This window comes from Stenotrophomonas sp. TWI1149 (assembly GCF_039673155.1).
In the GTDB taxonomy this organism is placed as follows: domain Bacteria; phylum Pseudomonadota; class Gammaproteobacteria; order Xanthomonadales; family Xanthomonadaceae; genus Stenotrophomonas; species Stenotrophomonas maltophilia_AA.
This window is the reverse complement of sequence record NZ_JBDJLB010000020.1, coordinates 56,090-70,990: the sequence shown is the minus strand read 5'-3', so window position 1 is coordinate 70,990 and position 14,901 is coordinate 56,090. Positions and strand designations below refer to the sequence as shown.

Genomic DNA, 14,901 nt, shown 5'->3' with positions numbered 1-14,901 from the left:
GTCAGCGGCCGCGCGGCGGCCCCTCCGCGTGCGCCGGGCAGGCCGCGCTCGGGCCCGGTGATGATCCGGCGCGTGGTCGCCGAGCGCGCCAGGTAGGGGGTGTACACCAGCCCGGGCAGCACGCCCTCGTGCGCGAGCAGGATGTTGGCGCGTTCCAGCAGTTCGCCGAGCCGCTCCAGCAGTTGCCGGTCGAATACGCGGTACAGCGCCAGCTGCGTTTCCAGCCCCAGCGCGAACTGTTCGCCCAGCTCGCGCACGATCCGGCACAGCGCCTGCGGACCGAACGGCAGGTCATCGGCATCGAAGGCGGGTCCGGCGGCGAGCACGCCGAAGCGCTGGCCAAGCAGCTGCAGGGCACTGGCCGAACGCTGGGCTTCGCGTCGGATGATGTCCACCAGCACGATGTCGCGGTCCACGTCGGTGTCGTTGACCAGGGTCAGCGCGGTCGCCGGGACCGAGACGTCAGTCGGCACGATGCGCTGGGTATGGCGCGGACCGCGCAGCGTGGCCAGGCTGTCGGCCAGCGCGTCCAGGAAGCGCGGGCCGAACTGCGCGTTGACCTCGTGCAGCTGGCGGGCCTGGGCAAAAATGTCGGCCTGGATCTGGCTGTTGCGCGCGCGTTCGGCGTCGCGGAACAGTTCGCGTTCGAGCTCCACGATGGTCAGCTTGAGCGGGGCGGTGAGGGTCTGCACCGCCAGCCCGTGCAGCGCGGCCAGCAGGCGGCGCACGCGCGGGGGTGCGGCCACGTCCGCGAAGCGGGTCATGTCGGGCTGGGACGACGAAGGTGCGGGCGCAGACATCCGATGTTCTTCCAGCTCCCCTGAGAACACGGAATCTAACGGTTTCGCGGGGAGCCGGCCAGCGGCCGGCACTACCGGGGCATGTGGGCAGCCGGCCGGCGCATGGGCGGGCAGCTGGCCAGCGCATATGCTGGGAGCCGGCCAGCGGCCGGCACTACCCTTTGAGGCCGGCGCCGTCCTTCAGGGCAGGAACAGCTCGACCACGTCGTTGGTGAAGCGTCGGCCCAGTTCGGTCGGGGTGGCGCGGTCGCCGCTGACGGTCATCCAGCCGTTGGCCACGGCCACGCCCAGCGGCGCGGCGATCTGCGCCCGGTCCAGCCCGGTGCGCGATTCGAAATCCTTCAGGCTGAACCCCTCATGCAGGCGCAGCAGGTTGAGCATGTACTCGAACGGCAGGCGATCGGCACTGATCACATCGTCACCGCCGATCGAGGCCGCGGTTCCGGCGGTGTCCATGAAGGTCTGCGGGTGCTTGTGCTTCCAGCGGCGCAGCACGTGCTGTTCGGCACCGCTGCTGATCTTGCCGTGCGCGCCGGCGCCGATGCCCAGGTAGTCGCCGAAGCGCCAGTAATTGAGGTTGTGCTGGCTCTGCCGGCCGGGCCTGGCGTAGGCACTGACCTCGTACTGCGCGTAGCCGGCGTCGGCCAGCATCTGCTGGCAGTGCTCCTGGATGTCCCACGCCGAATCCTCGTCGGGGATGCCCTGCGGCGGCCGCGCGAAGAACACGGTGTTCGGTTCCAGCGTGAGCTGGTAGTGCGACATGTGCGTGGGCTGCAGCGCGAAGGCGCGCTCCAGGTCATGCTCGGCCTGCGCCAGCGTCTGCTGCGGCAGCGCGTACATCAGGTCGATGTTGAAGTTGTCGTAGCCGGCGTCCTGCGCCAGTTTCACCGCACGCTCGGCCTCGTTGCTGTCGTGGATGCGGCCCAGGCGCTTGAGCGCCTCGTCGTTGAAGGTCTGGATGCCGAAGCTGATCCGGTTCACCCCGGCCGCGCGGTAACGGTCGAAACGCCCGTGCTCGGCGGTGCCCGGGTTGGTCTCCAGGGTCACTTCCAGGTTCGGCGCGAAGCGCAGCCGGGCCGAGGCGGCCTGCAGGAAGCGGTCGATCGCCTCCGGCGGGAACAGGCTGGGCGTGCCGCCACCGAAGAAGACACTGCTCACCACCCGGCCCCAGACCAGCGGCAGGTCCTGGTCCAGATCGCGGATCAGCGCGTCGACGTAGGCCTCGAACGGCAGCTCGCCCTTGGCCGCATGCGAGTTGAAATCGCAGTACGGGCATTTGCGCACGCACCAGGGCAGGTGCACGTACAGCGCCAGCGGCGGTGGCACCAGCCGCGGGGCGTGGTCGTGGTCGTGGTCCCCGGAACAGGCTTCGCCGGGCAGGTGGGCGCAGGAGGCGTGGGGCATCACAGCAGCCCGGGCAGCTTCTGCTTGAGCAGCTGCAGCGCCTTGGCGCGGTGGCTCATCGCGTTCTTCAGGTCCGGCGCCATTTCCGCGGCGGTCTGTGCCAGCACCGGGTCCAGGAACAGCGGGTTGTAACCGAAGCCGTGGCTGCCGCGCAGTTCATCGACGATCACGCCTTCCCAGCTGCCTTCGCAGATCAGCGGCTGCGGATCATTGGCATGGCGCAGCAGCACGATCACCGCGTAGAAGCGGGCGCTGCGGCGCTCGGCCGGTACGTCGCGCATCGCCTCGAGCAGCTTGGCGTTGTTGGCCGCATCGTTGGTCGGGCTGCCGGCATAGCGCGCGCTGTACAGGCCGGGCGCGCCGTCGAGCGCATCCACGATCAGGCCCGAATCGTCGGCCAGCGCGGGCAGGCCGGTGCTCTGGCAGGCATGGCGTGCCTTGATCAGCGCGTTCTCGACGAAGGTCAGGCCGGTTTCCGGCACGTCGCTGACGCCGAGTTCGCCCTGCGCCACGATCTCCAGCGGCAGGCCGGTGAGCATGGCCTGCAGTTCCTTCAGTTTGCCGGCGTTGCCGCTGGCCAGGACCAGTTTCATTGCTTGGGCTCCAGCAGATCCCACGTATTGCCATAGAGGTCGCGGAATACCGCGACCGTTGCGTAGACCTCCTCGCGTGGGGTTTCGAGGAAGGTCACGCCACGCGCGGTCATCGCCGCGTGGTCGCGCCAGAAATCATCGGTGTTCAGGAAGAAGCCGACCCGGCCGCCGGTCTGGTTGCCGATCCGCGCGCGCTGTTCGTCGTTGCTGGCGCGCGCCAGCAACAGGGCGGCCGCGCTGCCGTCGGTCGGCCCGACCACGACCCAGCGCTTGTCGCCCTGGTCGATGTCATCGATCAGGCTGAAGCCCAGCGCGCCGGTGTACCAGGCGATCGCTTCGTCGTAGTCGGCCACCACCAGGGTGGTCAGGGCGATGCGACGGTTCATGCCTGGGCCAGGGCCGCCTGCTGCGCGGCGAACAGATCCTTGATGCCCTTCTCGGCCAGTGCCAGCAGCGCATCCAGCTCGTCGCGGCGGAAGGCATGGCCTTCGGCGGTGCCCTGCAGCTCGATGAAGCCGCCGCCGTCGTTCATCACGACGTTCATGTCGGTATCGCAATCGCTGTCTTCGGCGTAATCCAGATCCAGCACCGGGGTGCCGCGGTAGATGCCCACCGAGACGGCGGCGACCGCACCGAAGATCGGGTTGCGCTTGATGTCGCCGCGCTTGATCAGGAAGTTCACCGCGTCGACCAGGGCCACGTACGCGCCGGTGATCGCGGCGGTACGGGTGCCGCCATCGGCCTGCAGCACATCGCAGTCGAGCGTGATGGTGCGCTCGCCGAGCGCGCCGCGATCGATGCAGGCGCGCAGGGTGCGGCCGATCAGGCGCTGGATCTCCAGCGTGCGGCCCCCCTGCTTGCCGCGGGCGGCTTCGCGATCGTTACGGGTGTGGGTCGAACGCGGCAGCATGCCGTACTCGGCCGTCACCCAGCCTTCGCCCTTGCCACGCAGGAAGCCCGGCACGCGGTTTTCCACGCTGGCCGTGCACAGCACGCGGGTCTCACCGAAGCTGACCAGGACCGAGCCCTCGGCGTGACGGGTGAAGGCGCGCTCGATGCGCACTTCGCGCAGCTGGTCGGCCTGGCGGCCGCTGGGACGGGAATCAGTCATGCTCAAGTTCCGGTAAGACGGGGGGATGCGGGGCCACGCCCGGGCCGGGGACCGGCGGGCGAGGAGGCTCTGAGGAGACCGCTAGGGTACCATTTGCACTTTGAGAGCACCGGAAACCCGCATGATTCGAAGCATGACCGCCTATGCCAACGGCGAGCGCGCCACCCGCTGGGGCACGCTGGCCTGCGAGCTGCGCTCGGTCAACCACCGGTTCCTGGAGGTCGGCGTGCGCCTGCCCGAAGAACTGCGTGCGTTGGAGCCGCACCTGCGCGAGCGCGTCGCTTCGCGCTGCAGCCGCGGCAAGATCGATCTGGTCATGCGCCTGCGCGCGCCGGAGGTCACCGGTGCCCTGGTGGTCAACGATGCGCTGCTCGGCCAGCTCGGCGAGCTGGCGACCCGGTTGTCCTCGGGCTTCCCGAGCCTGCAGGTGAGTTTCACCGAGCTGCTGCAGATGCCGGGCGTGATGCAGGGTGAGGCGGTCGATGCCGCCGCGCTGCATGCCGAAGCCCTGGCCCTGCTGGATACCGCGCTGGACGGCTTCGTCGCCGCGCGTGAGCGTGAAGGCGACAAGCTCGCCACCGCGATCCAGGAACGCGTGGACAGCATCGAGCGCATCGCCGCCGAGGTCACCACCCTGATCCCGCTGATCCGCGAAGGCCAGCGCACCAAGCTGGCCGCCCGGCTGGCCGACCTGCCGCACCCGGTCGATCCCGGCCGTGCCGAGCAGGAGCTGGTGATGTGGCTGCAGAAGCTGGACGTGGATGAGGAACTGGATCGCCTGGGCAGCCACATCGCCGAGATCCGCCGCGTCTTCACGCAGCGCGAGCCGGTCGGCCGCCGCTTGGACTTCCTGCTGCAGGAGTTCAACCGCGAGGCCAACACGCTGGGCTCCAAGTCGGTGGACAGCCGCACCTCCAATGCCGCCGTCGAGCTGAAGGTACTGATCGACCAGATCCGCGAACAGGTGCAGAACATCGAATGAGCAGCCAGACCCCGCCCGTCGGTGCGCCTGCACGCGGCACCCTGTACATCGTGGCCGCGCCCTCCGGCGCCGGCAAGAGCAGCATCGTCAACGCCACCCTGGCCCGCGACCCGCAGATCGCCCTGTCGATCTCGTTCACCTCGCGCGCCACCCGCCCGGGTGAAATAAACGGCGAGCACTACCACTTCGTCAGCGCCGAGGAATTCGAATCGATGATCGCCGCAGGCGACTTCTTCGAGCATGCCTGGGTGCATGGCGACTGGAAGGGCACCGCGCGGCAGTCGGTCGAGCCGCAGCTGTCGGCCGGCCAGGACGTGCTGCTGGAGATCGACTGGCAGGGCGCCCAGCAGGTCCGCCAGCTGGTGCCGGGCACGGTCACGGTGTTCATCCTGCCGCCGTCCAAGCAGGCGCTGCAGGACCGGATGCGCAAGCGCGGGCAGGACAGCGAGGCGGTGATCGCCCAGCGCCTGGCCGCCGCGCGTGAAGAAATGCTGCACTTCAACGACTTCGACTACGTGATCGTCAACGAAGTCTTCGAGACCGCGGTGGATGAACTGTGCGCCATCTTCACGGCCAGCCGCCTGCGCCGGGAGGCCCAGAAGGTCCGCCACGCGGGCCTCATCCAGGCCCTGCTGACCCAGGACCCGCCCACAAACGACTGATTCCAAACGGGGTGCTAGCCGGTTGGCTTGATTTTGTCCAGCCCTGGCGGGTACACTCCGTCCCCTTTCCCTCATTCGATTGAGCAGCCCTCACCGGCTGCCGGGAGCCCGCATGGCCCGCATCACCGTAGAAGATTGTCTGGAAGTCGTGAACAACCGTTTCGAACTGGTCATGATGGCGTCCAAGCGCGCCCGTCAGCTGGCCAATGGCGTCCAGGCCACCCTGGACAACAGCGAAACCGAAGACAAGCCGACCGTGCTGGCGCTGCGCGAAATTGCCGCCCGCAAGATCGACAACGCCCTGATCGACGAAGTCGAGAAGTCCGAGCGCGAGCGTGCCGAGCGTGAAGCACTGGAGTGGGCCGCTGCCGAAGTCGTCGCCGACGAAGACATGTCCAAGAACGACGACTGATCGCCTCGCGCGTCCGTTGTTGTTGCTGCGAACAGCCCGCCTTTTGGCGGGCTGTTTCGTTTGTGCCGCCAGTGGCCGCGGCCGGAGCGTGTTGTTGCAGGTGAAACTCCCTGTTCAGGGATTTGCCGATATCACGCCGCTGGCATAGTCTTTGAGCATGAACCCAGGCCCCACTGCCAAGGTCGCCACGCCCGCCGGCGCGGCCGTACCCGACTATGTCCTCCAGCTTGAGCGCGCAGCGCACTATCTGCCGCCCGATCAACTGCCGCTGCTGCGCCGCGCCTGGGAAGTAGGCGCTGCCGCGCATGCCGGCCAGACCCGCAAGTCGGGCGAGCCCTACATCACCCACCCGGTCGCCGTGGCCCAGGTGTTGGCCGAGCTCGGCCTGGACGTGGAAGCGTTGATCGCCGCGATCCTGCACGACACCATCGAAGACACGCCGCTGACCCGCGAGGAGCTGGCCGCCGAGTTCGGCGAAGCCGTGGCCGAGCTGGTCGATGGCGTCACCAAGCTGGACAAGCTGAAGTTCCGCGACCGCCAGGAAGCGGCGGCGGAGAGCTTCCGCAAGATGCTGCTGGCGATGTCGCGCGACCTGCGCGTGATCATGATCAAGCTGGCCGACCGCCTGCACAACATGCGCACGCTCGGCGCGCAGAGCCGCGAGGCCCGCGGCCGGATCGCGCGCGAGACGCTGGAGATCTACGCCCCGATCGCGCAGCGGCTGGGCATGAGCCTGGTCAAGAGCGAGCTGCAGAACCTGGGCTTCAAGGCGCTGTACCCGTGGCGCCACGCGATCCTGGAAAAACACATCCGCAGCCAGCCGGTGGTCCGCCGCGAGGCGATGGCGCAGGTGGAGGTGCAGCTGAGCCAGCGCCTGGCCAAGGAAGGGCTGGAACACCGCCTGGTCAGCCGCATCAAGACGCCGTGGAGCATCTACAACAAGATGTGCGACGAGAACAAATCCTTCGATCAGGTGATGGATGTGTTCGGGTTCCGGTTGGTGGTGCGCAACGTGCCCAACTGCTATCACGCGCTGGGTTCGGTGCATGCCACGTTCAAACCGCTGGATGGGCGCTTCCGCGATTTCATCGCGATCCCCAAGGCCAACGGTTACCAGTCGCTGCATACGGTGTTGTTCGGGCCGTACGGTTCGCCGATCGAGGTGCAGATCCGCACCGAAGAGATGGACCTGATCGCCGAGCGCGGCGTGGCGGCGCACTGGACGTACAAGTTCGGTGGCGATTCGCCCAACAGCGCGCAGAGCCGCGCACATGCGTGGATCGTGGAATTGATCGACTCGCAGCGGGCGGCCGGCTCGTCGCTGGAATTCCTGGACAACGTCAAAGTGGACCTGTTCCCGGACGAGGTCTATCTGTTCACGCCCAAGGGCAAGATCCTGGCCTTGCCGCGCAATTCCACCGCGCTCGATTTCGCGTATGCAGTGCATACCGATGTGGGCAACATGGCGGTGGCCTCGCGGGTCGACAAGAAGCTGGTCCCGCTGCGCACGAAACTGGTCAGCGGGCAGACGGTGGAAGTGATCACCGCCCGTTCGGCCACGCCGAAGCCGCAGTGGCTGGAGTTCGTGGTCAGTTCGAAGGCGCGTACCGCGATCCGTCACCAGCTCAAACAGCTGGAACACGAGGACGCCGTGCAGTTGGGCCACCGGATGCTGGACCGCGCGCTGGAGGCGATGGACAGCTCGCTGGAACGCCTGCCGAAGGGGCGCCTGGATGCCTTCCTGGCCGAACACCGGTACCCGCGCCTGGAGGCGCTGCTGGCCGAGGTGGCACTGGGCAACTGGATGCCGAACCAGGCCGCGCAGGCACTGATGGCGTATGCGGAGCTGCGCGGCGGGGCGCATTCCAAGCATTCGCAGGAAAAGATCCTGATCAACGGCAGCGAGCGCGGGGTGGTGAGCTTCGCGAACTGCTGCCAGCCGATCCCGGGCGACGACATCATGGGGTACCACACGGCCGGCAAGGGCATCGTGGTGCACCGGCTGGATTGCCCGAACCTGGCGGAGCTGCGCAAGTCGCCGGAGCGCTGGGTGCCGATCGGGTGGGATACGACGGTGTCGGGCGACTACGATACGTCGCTGATCGTGGAGGTCGAGAACGGGACCGGCGTGCTGGCACAGTTGGCCGCGGCGATCGCGCAGAGCCATTCGAACATCGAGCGCGTGGATTATCTGGATCGCGATTTCAATGCGGCGGTGCTGTGCTTCAACGTGCAGGTGCGTGATCGGAACCATCTGGCGGAAGTGATGCGCAGGCTGCGGCGTTTGTCCGTGGTGCAGTCGGTACGGCGGCAATGATCGCCCCGGCGGCCGGCCGGATGACAGCATCCCGGTAGATCCACGCCATGCGTGGATGCTCTCCGTTCCGGCACCGCGAAGCCACGCATGGCGTGGCTCTACCCTTCTCGACACCGGGAAGCCACGCATGGCGTGGCGCTACCCGTTCCGGCGGTACAATTGTGTTCCCCCTTTTGAACCGTGGAGCTCCCATGTCCCGTCAGATCATCACCAGTGCCAAGGCCCCGGCCGCCATCGGTCCGTATTCGCAGGCCGTGCGTGCGGGCAATACCGTGTATTTCTCGGGCCAGATTCCGCTGGATCCGGCCACCGGTGAGATCGTCGGTGTGGGCGATATCGAGGCACAGGCGCGTCGTGCGTTCGACAACCTGAAGGCCGTCGCCGAAGAAGCCGGCGGTTCGCTGGATCAGATCGTCCGCCTGGGCTTGTACCTGACCGATCTGGGCGAGTTCGCCAAGGTCAATGCGGTCATGCAGGACTACTTCAAGGCGCCGTTCCCGGCCCGCTCCACCATCGAAGTCGCGGGTCTGCCGAAGGCCGCCAACTTTGAAGTCGATGCGGTGATGGTGCTCGACCAGGCCTGACGTGGCGCGGTCACGGGCTCCTGCACCGGCGCTGGCCGCGGCCGGGGAGGCATCGTTGTCGATGCTCTCCGGTATCGGGCCGGCGGTGGCGATCAAGCTGGCCGCCCGTGGCCTGTCTTCGCTGCAGGACCTGTGGCTGCATCTGCCGCTGCGCTATGAGGACCGGACCCGGCTGACCACCATCGCGGCGCTGCAGCCGGGGGTGGCGGCACAGGTGGAGGGGCGGGTGAGCGCGGTCGAGCGCGGCTTCCGCTATCGGCCGGTGCTCAAGGTGGCGATCGAGGATGATTCGTACGGCACGCTGGTGCTGCGGTTCTTCCATTTCCGCGCCCAGCAGGTGTCGCAGTTTGCCGTGGGCACGCGGATCCGCTGCTACGGCACCGCCAAGCCCGGCCATCACGGGCTGGAAATCGTCCATCCCAGTTATCGGGTGATGGGCGGCAATGAAGAGGATGCGCTGGGCGATAGCCTCGATCCGGTCTATCCGGCGGTCGAAGGCGTGGGCCCGGCGACGATGCGGAAGTTCATCGGGCTGGCGCTGGACAGGTTGCCCGAAGAATCGACGCTGGAATTGTTGCCCGCTGGCTGGTTGTCCGGCCTGGGCCTGCCATCGCTGCGCAGTGCGCTGTTGACCGTGCACCGGCCACCGCCGGACGCGGATCTTGCCGCGCTGGCCGCAGGCCGCCATCCGGCGCAACGTCGGCTGGCCATCGAGGAATTGCTGGCCCACCACCTGAGCCTGCGCCGCCAGCGCATGGCGTTGCAGGCGCATCACGCGCCGTCGCTGCGCGGGCAGGGCCTGCTGGTGGCGCAGCTGCGCGACAGCCTGCCGTTCCAGTTGACCGGTGCGCAGCAGCGCGTGTTCGAGCAGATCCGCAAGGACCTGGCCAAGGCGCATCCGATGCTGCGGCTGGTGCAGGGCGATGTCGGCTCGGGCAAGACCGTGGTCGCCGCGTTGGCGGCGATGCTGGCGGTGGAGCGGGGCAAGCAGGTCGCATTGGCCGCACCCACCGAGCTGCTGGCCGAGCAGCACATGAACAATCTGCGCGCCTGGCTGGAGCCGCTGGGCGTGCGCACGGCGTGGCTGGCCGGCAAGGTCACCGGCAAGGCGCGCACCAAGGTCCTGGCCGAGGTCGCCTCGGGCGAAGCCCAGGTGGTGGTCGGGACGCATGCGCTGATGCAGGACAGCGTGGTGTTCAAGGACCTGGCACTGGCCATCGTCGATGAGCAGCACCGTTTCGGCGTGCACCAGCGGCTGGCACTGCGCGACAAGGGCGCGGACGGGCGCAGCGTGCCGCACCAGCTGGTGATGACCGCGACCCCGATTCCGCGCACGCTGGCGATGTCCGAGTATGCCGATCTGGATGTCTCGGCGATCGATGAGCTGCCGCCCGGGCGTACGCCGGTGCAGACCGTGGCACTCAACAATGATCGCCGTCCGGAGCTGATCGAACGCATCGCGGTGGCCTGCCGCGAAGGCCAGCAGGTGTACTGGGTCTGCACGCTGATCGAGGAAAGCGAAGAGCTGGACGCCACTCCGGCGCAGGCCACGTTCGAATCGCTGCAGGCGCTGTTGCCGGGCGTGCGGGTGGGGCTGGTACATGGGCGGCTGAAGGCGAGCGAGAAGCTGGCCACGATGGTCGCGTTCAAGGCCGGCGAGATCGATCTGCTGGTGGCCACCACGGTCATCGAGGTCGGCGTGGACGTGCCGAATGCGTCGTTGATGATCATCGAGAACGCCGAGCGCCTCGGCCTGGCCCAGCTGCACCAGCTGCGCGGCCGGGTAGGGCGCGGCTCGGCGGTGTCGCGGTGCGTGCTGCTGTACCAGGCGCCGTTGTCGAACATGGCGCGTGAGCGGCTGGAAACCATGCGGCAGACCAACGATGGCTTCCTGATCGCCGAGAAGGATCTGGAGCTGCGGGGCCCCGGCGAGCTGCTGGGCACGCGGCAGACCGGCCTGGCCGGGTTCCGCATGGCCGACCTGGCCCGCGATGCGGATCTGCTGCCGGGCGTGCACGCGCTTGCCGAGCGGCTGCTGGTGGAGGCGCCCGAGGTGGCCGATCAGGTGGTGCGGCGCTGGATCGGCACGGCCGTGCGGTACGCGTCGGCATAGCGCGCCGCCAAGCGGAGTGGGCGCGCACCGCCTTGTATTTGTCATGGCAGGGTGCGAAAGTCCCTTGCCGATTATCAAGACGGCAACGATGAGCAAGAAGATTCCGCTGTTGATCGACACCGACCCGGGTGTCGATGATGCCCTGGCCCTGTTGATGGCCTTTGCCGATGAGCGCCACGATATCGTTGGCCTGACCATCGCCGCCGGCAACGTTGGCCTGGACCACACGGTCCGCAATGCCCTGAAACTGTGCGAAGTGGCTGGCCGCGAAGACGTGCCGGTCTACGCCGGTACCGCCGATCCGCTGCTGCACCCCTCGGTCGATGCCGCCCATGTGCACGGCGCCGATGGCTTTGGCGACGTCAACCTGCCGGCCGCCAAGCGCCAGGCCGAGGCCGAACACGCCGCGCTGGCGATCCTGCGCCTGTCGCACGAATACGCCGGCGAACTGTTCCTGGTCGCACTCGGTCCGCTGACCAACCTGGCCCTGGCCCTGAAGCTCGACCCGACCCTGCCGCAGCGCGTGAAGCGCTTCCTGGTGATGGGCGGGGCGGTGACCTGCCACGGCAACATCACCCCGGCCGCCGAGTTCAACATCGCGTTCGATCCGGAGGCGGCGCACATCGTGTTCACCGGCTTCCCGCACATCGAAGTGGCGGATTGGGAAGCCACCGTGGCCCATGGCCTGCTGCATGCCGATGTGGAGCAGTGGCTGGCCGCGGACAGCGACAAGGCCCGTTTCTACGAGCTGATCTCGCGCCAGACCCGCCTGTGGTCCGAAGACAGCCGGGGCGAACGCTGGTACGCCGCCGATGCCCTGGCGATGGCCTGGGCGCTGCAGCCGGAAGGCGCGCTGCGGGTCGAATCGCGTCCCCTGAACGTGGAACTGGCCGGTGTGCACAGCCGGGGTGCTACCATTGTCGACTGGAACCGCCAGACCGGGCAGCCGGACAACACCCAGCTGCTGATGGCCTACGACCAGGGTCGCTTCGAGACCCAGGTGAGGGCGGCACTCGGCGTCTGACGACGCCGCTGCGGCGGACCTTTCGCACGGTTGATGGACCCGGCTTGCCCTTTGCGGCGGCCGGGACTATAATGCCGCTCTTGACCACCAGCCCTTATTACGGTGCGCGCCCATGAAGGCCGATATTCATCCTGCTTACCGCGACGTGGTTTTCCACGACGTTACCTCTGATTTCAAGATCCTGACCCGTTCGACCATGTCCACCAAGGACACGATCAAGTGGGAAGACGGCAACGAGTACCCGCTCGTCAAGGTTGAAATCTCCTCGGCTTCGCATCCGTTCTACACGGGCAAGCACAAGGTGATCGACACCAGCGGCCGTATCGACAAGTTCCAGAAGCGTTTCGGCAAGCCGGCGCCGACCGCAGCCTGATCTGTCGACGCAGCTGCTTGAAAACAACGGTCGCCTTGGCGGCCGTTGTTTTTTGTTGTTTCCGGATTGCTGAACGCCAGGTGAGGCCCACATGCCCCGCCGACGGAACGCTGTGTCCGTGACGCCGCGCCAACCCTTGTGCGCGCTGGGATGACGCTTTCCGCGCGATCCGGAACCTGCGTCTACGACTTCCGTCCTAGGGCGTCGAAAATGTTGCTGTGCGATAATGGCGGGATCCACGATAACGATCGTGGACTTCCTTCACGTGCCTGACCCATGCGCTTGGGCGGGCGCCTTCCCTCGAGGAGCGCACACAGTGTCCGATCTTGATCAGGTCACGCTCAACGCCGGCGACACGTCGGTTGTTCTGCCAGTCATCAAACCCACGCTCGGCAACGATTGCGTCGATATCTCGAAGCTGACCAAGGAAACCGGTCTCTTCACTTACGACTCCGGCTTCACCGCCACCGCCAGCTGCAAGTCCGCCATCACCTACATCGACGGTGACAAGGGCGTGCTGCTGTATCGCGGCTATCCCATCGAGCAGCTCTCGGAAAAGTCGAGCTACGTCGAAGTGGCCTACCTGCTGATCAATGGCGAGCGTCCGAGCGCCGAGCAGCTGAAGGCCTTCACCGACGAGCTGGCGGCCGAAGCCGATGTGGATCCGTCGATCAACACGCTGATCGGCAGCTTCGCCAAGGATGCCCATCCGATGGCCATCCTGACCGCCGCCATCGCGCAGCTGTCGGGCATCTACCACGCCTCGCTGGACCTGTCCGACGCCGAACAGCGTCGCCACGCCGCGGTGCGCCTGATCGCCAAGGTGCCGACCCTGTCGGCCCTGATCTACCGCCACGGCAAGGGCCTGCCGGCCAACAAGCCGGACACCTCGCTGGATTACGTCAGCCGCTTCCTGAAGCAGACCTTCGAGTCCGCCGATGGCCAGTACGAGCTGAACCAGGACGTGGTCAAGGCGCTGGACCTGCTGTTCATCCTGCACGCCGATCACGAGCAGAACGCCTCGACCTCGACCGTGCGCCTGGTCGGTTCGACCGGTGCCAACCCGTATGCATCGGTCGCCGCTGGCGTCACCGCGCTGTGGGGTCCGGCCCACGGCGGTGCCAACGAAGCCGTGCTGAAGATGCTGGAAGAGATCGGTTCGGCCGACAACGTCGAGTCCGCCGTGCTCAAGGCCAAGGACAAGACCTCCGGCTTCCGCCTGATGGGCTTCGGCCACCGCGTGTACAAGAACTTCGACCCGCGCGCCAAGGTCATCGGTGAGATGACCGGCAAGGTGCTCAAGCAGCTGGGCGTGCAGGATCCGCTGCTGGACGTCGCCGTCAAGCTGGAGCAGGCCGCGCTGCAGGACGACTACTTCGTCGCCCGCAAGCTGTACCCGAACGTCGATTTCTACAGCGGCATCATCTACAAGGCGCTGCAGATCCCGACCGAAATGTTCACCGTCATGTTCGCCCTGGGCCGTACTTCCGGCTGGGTCGCACATTGGCTGGAACAGCAGGTCGATCCGGAAATGAAGATCGGCCGTCCGCGCCAGGTCTACACCGGCAGCGACGTGCGCGACTACCAGGGCTGATCGCTCCGGCAGTTCGTGATGAAAACGCCCCGCATCGCGGGGCGTTTTTTTGCCTGTCCCTCCCTGCGCGGGCAACCGGCCTTACCGCTTGGCCGTGCGGTTTCTACGTCGTCCGGCGGCTCTCAGCGTGCTTCAACATAGCGGCTGGGCGATTCCCCCAATGCACGCCGGAATGCCGCGGAAAACGCGCTCGGGCTGGTGTATCCAAGGTCCAGCGCCACCCGGGTGACCGGCTGCCCGGCACCCAGGCGTTCGATCGCGGCGAGCAGGCAGACCTGCTGGCGCCATTCGGCAAACCCCACCCCGGTGTCCGCGCGGAACTGGCGGGTGAACGTGCGTCGGCTCATGCCTGCCTCGGCGGCCACCGCATCGAGCGTGGAGGCGATCGAGGGCGCATCGGACACCTGCTGGCAGGCACGCGCAAGGCGTGGGTCGCGGGGCAACGGCGCATGCAGTGACAGGCGTGGCATCACCGCGATCTCTGCGACCAGCAACTGCATCAGCCGGCCGGCACGACCGTCCTCGTCGTACAGCGCCGGCAGGTCGATCGCATCGTCCATCAGGTGCCGCAGCAACGCCGATACGGCATATACGCCGCAGCGCGCTGGCAACCGGGCGGCCGCCACTTCTTCCGCCGCCACGAACACATTGAGCATCGTGACCGGGCCACGCATCGCCATGGCGTGGGCGACGCCTGCGGGCACCCAGCACGCACGCTGCGGTGGCACCAGCCAGTGTCCCTCGGGCGTGGTGAGGCTGATCGTGCCGCGCGAGGCAAACGCGAACTGACCGCGCCGATGCGCGTGGTCGGGGAAGACGGATCCGGCGGCGTAGTCGTTGGCGGTGACCACCACGGCGCGCGGCAGGTCTTCAAAGGGATCGAGCAGGGTATTGCGCATGGCCCGGATTCTATCGCCATCGGCCTGCTATCG

Annotated in this window: 15 protein-coding genes; 9 read left to right on the top strand and 6 right to left on the bottom strand. The window is 67.2% G+C overall.

What is annotated here, in order from left to right:
- The 5 genes from ABE424_RS18975 to rph form a co-directional block, all read right to left on the bottom strand.
- The coding region (locus tag ABE424_RS18975; protein WP_346502000.1) for a DUF1631 family protein at positions 1 to 800 on the bottom strand (800 nt) is incomplete at its 3' end.
- A gap of 180 nt (positions 801 to 980) precedes the next feature.
- The gene (gene hemW / locus ABE424_RS18970; RefSeq protein ID WP_346491665.1) at positions 981 to 2,204 is read right to left on the bottom strand and encodes a radical SAM family heme chaperone HemW; all 1,224 of its coding nucleotides are present in this window, start codon (positions 2,202 to 2,204) and stop codon (positions 981 to 983) included.
- Entirely contained in the window at positions 2,204 to 2,797 is a 594-nt protein-coding gene (gene rdgB / locus ABE424_RS18965; RefSeq protein WP_346491666.1) for an RdgB/HAM1 family non-canonical purine NTP pyrophosphatase, read from the bottom strand. Before rdgB ends, hemW begins: the two co-directional genes overlap by 1 nt.
- Positions 2,794 to 3,183: a VOC family protein gene (locus tag ABE424_RS18960; protein WP_179460176.1), complete on the bottom strand. Its 390-nt coding sequence runs from the start codon at positions 3,181 to 3,183 to the stop codon at positions 2,794 to 2,796. Before ABE424_RS18960 ends, rdgB begins: the two co-directional genes overlap by 4 nt.
- Complete coding sequence (gene rph / locus ABE424_RS18955) at positions 3,180 to 3,908, bottom strand: ribonuclease PH (RefSeq protein ID WP_176988322.1); 729 nt, start codon at positions 3,906 to 3,908, stop codon at positions 3,180 to 3,182. The genes ABE424_RS18960 and rph overlap by 4 nt, the downstream gene beginning before the upstream one ends.
- A gap of 121 nt (positions 3,909 to 4,029) precedes the next feature.
- Between rph and ABE424_RS18950 the strand changes: the two genes are divergently transcribed.
- From ABE424_RS18950 to ABE424_RS18910, 9 genes are all read left to right on the top strand, one after another.
- Positions 4,030 to 4,890, top strand: a complete 861-nt coding sequence (locus ABE424_RS18950) for a YicC/YloC family endoribonuclease (protein ID WP_179460177.1) — start codon at positions 4,030 to 4,032, stop codon at positions 4,888 to 4,890.
- Positions 4,887 to 5,552, top strand: a complete 666-nt coding sequence (gene gmk, locus ABE424_RS18945; protein ID WP_176988324.1) for a guanylate kinase — start codon at positions 4,887 to 4,889, stop codon at positions 5,550 to 5,552. Before ABE424_RS18950 ends, gmk begins: the two co-directional genes overlap by 4 nt.
- Before the next feature lie 112 nt (positions 5,553 to 5,664).
- Positions 5,665 to 5,964, top strand: coding sequence for a DNA-directed RNA polymerase subunit omega (rpoZ, locus tag ABE424_RS18940; protein ID WP_176988325.1), 300 nt, complete (start codon positions 5,665 to 5,667; stop codon positions 5,962 to 5,964).
- A gap of 157 nt (positions 5,965 to 6,121) precedes the next feature.
- Entirely contained in the window at positions 6,122 to 8,281 is a 2,160-nt protein-coding gene (locus tag ABE424_RS18935; protein ID WP_179460178.1) for a bifunctional (p)ppGpp synthetase/guanosine-3',5'-bis(diphosphate) 3'-pyrophosphohydrolase, read from the top strand.
- Between the two features lie 191 nt (positions 8,282 to 8,472).
- On the top strand, positions 8,473 to 8,865 hold the full coding sequence (locus tag ABE424_RS18930; RefSeq protein ID WP_176988327.1) for a RidA family protein: 393 nt from the start codon (positions 8,473 to 8,475) through the stop codon (positions 8,863 to 8,865).
- Position 8,866: 1 nt separating this feature from the next.
- Positions 8,867 to 10,978 carry an ATP-dependent DNA helicase RecG gene (recG, locus tag ABE424_RS18925; protein ID WP_179460179.1) on the top strand — a complete coding sequence of 704 codons (2,112 nt, stop codon included), beginning with the start codon at positions 8,867 to 8,869 and terminating at the stop codon, positions 10,976 to 10,978.
- An 88-nt stretch (positions 10,979 to 11,066) separates the two neighbouring features.
- Positions 11,067 to 12,002 carry a nucleoside hydrolase gene (locus ABE424_RS18920; protein ID WP_176988329.1) on the top strand — a complete coding sequence of 312 codons (936 nt, stop codon included), beginning with the start codon at positions 11,067 to 11,069 and terminating at the stop codon, positions 12,000 to 12,002.
- A 112-nt stretch (positions 12,003 to 12,114) separates the two neighbouring features.
- Positions 12,115 to 12,375 (top strand): type B 50S ribosomal protein L31, encoded by a 261-nt coding sequence (locus ABE424_RS18915; protein WP_019183873.1) that lies wholly within the window; start codon positions 12,115 to 12,117, stop codon positions 12,373 to 12,375.
- 316 nt (positions 12,376 to 12,691) lie between these two features.
- Positions 12,692 to 13,969 carry a citrate synthase gene (locus tag ABE424_RS18910; RefSeq protein WP_121039442.1) on the top strand — a complete coding sequence of 426 codons (1,278 nt, stop codon included), beginning with the start codon at positions 12,692 to 12,694 and terminating at the stop codon, positions 13,967 to 13,969.
- Positions 13,970 to 14,091: 122 nt separating this feature from the next.
- On the opposite strand, the gene ABE424_RS18905 is transcribed toward ABE424_RS18910, so the two are convergent.
- Positions 14,092 to 14,868 carry a helix-turn-helix transcriptional regulator gene (locus tag ABE424_RS18905; RefSeq protein ID WP_346491667.1) on the bottom strand — a complete coding sequence of 259 codons (777 nt, stop codon included), beginning with the start codon at positions 14,866 to 14,868 and terminating at the stop codon, positions 14,092 to 14,094.
- Positions 14,869 to 14,901 lie beyond the last annotated feature (33 nt).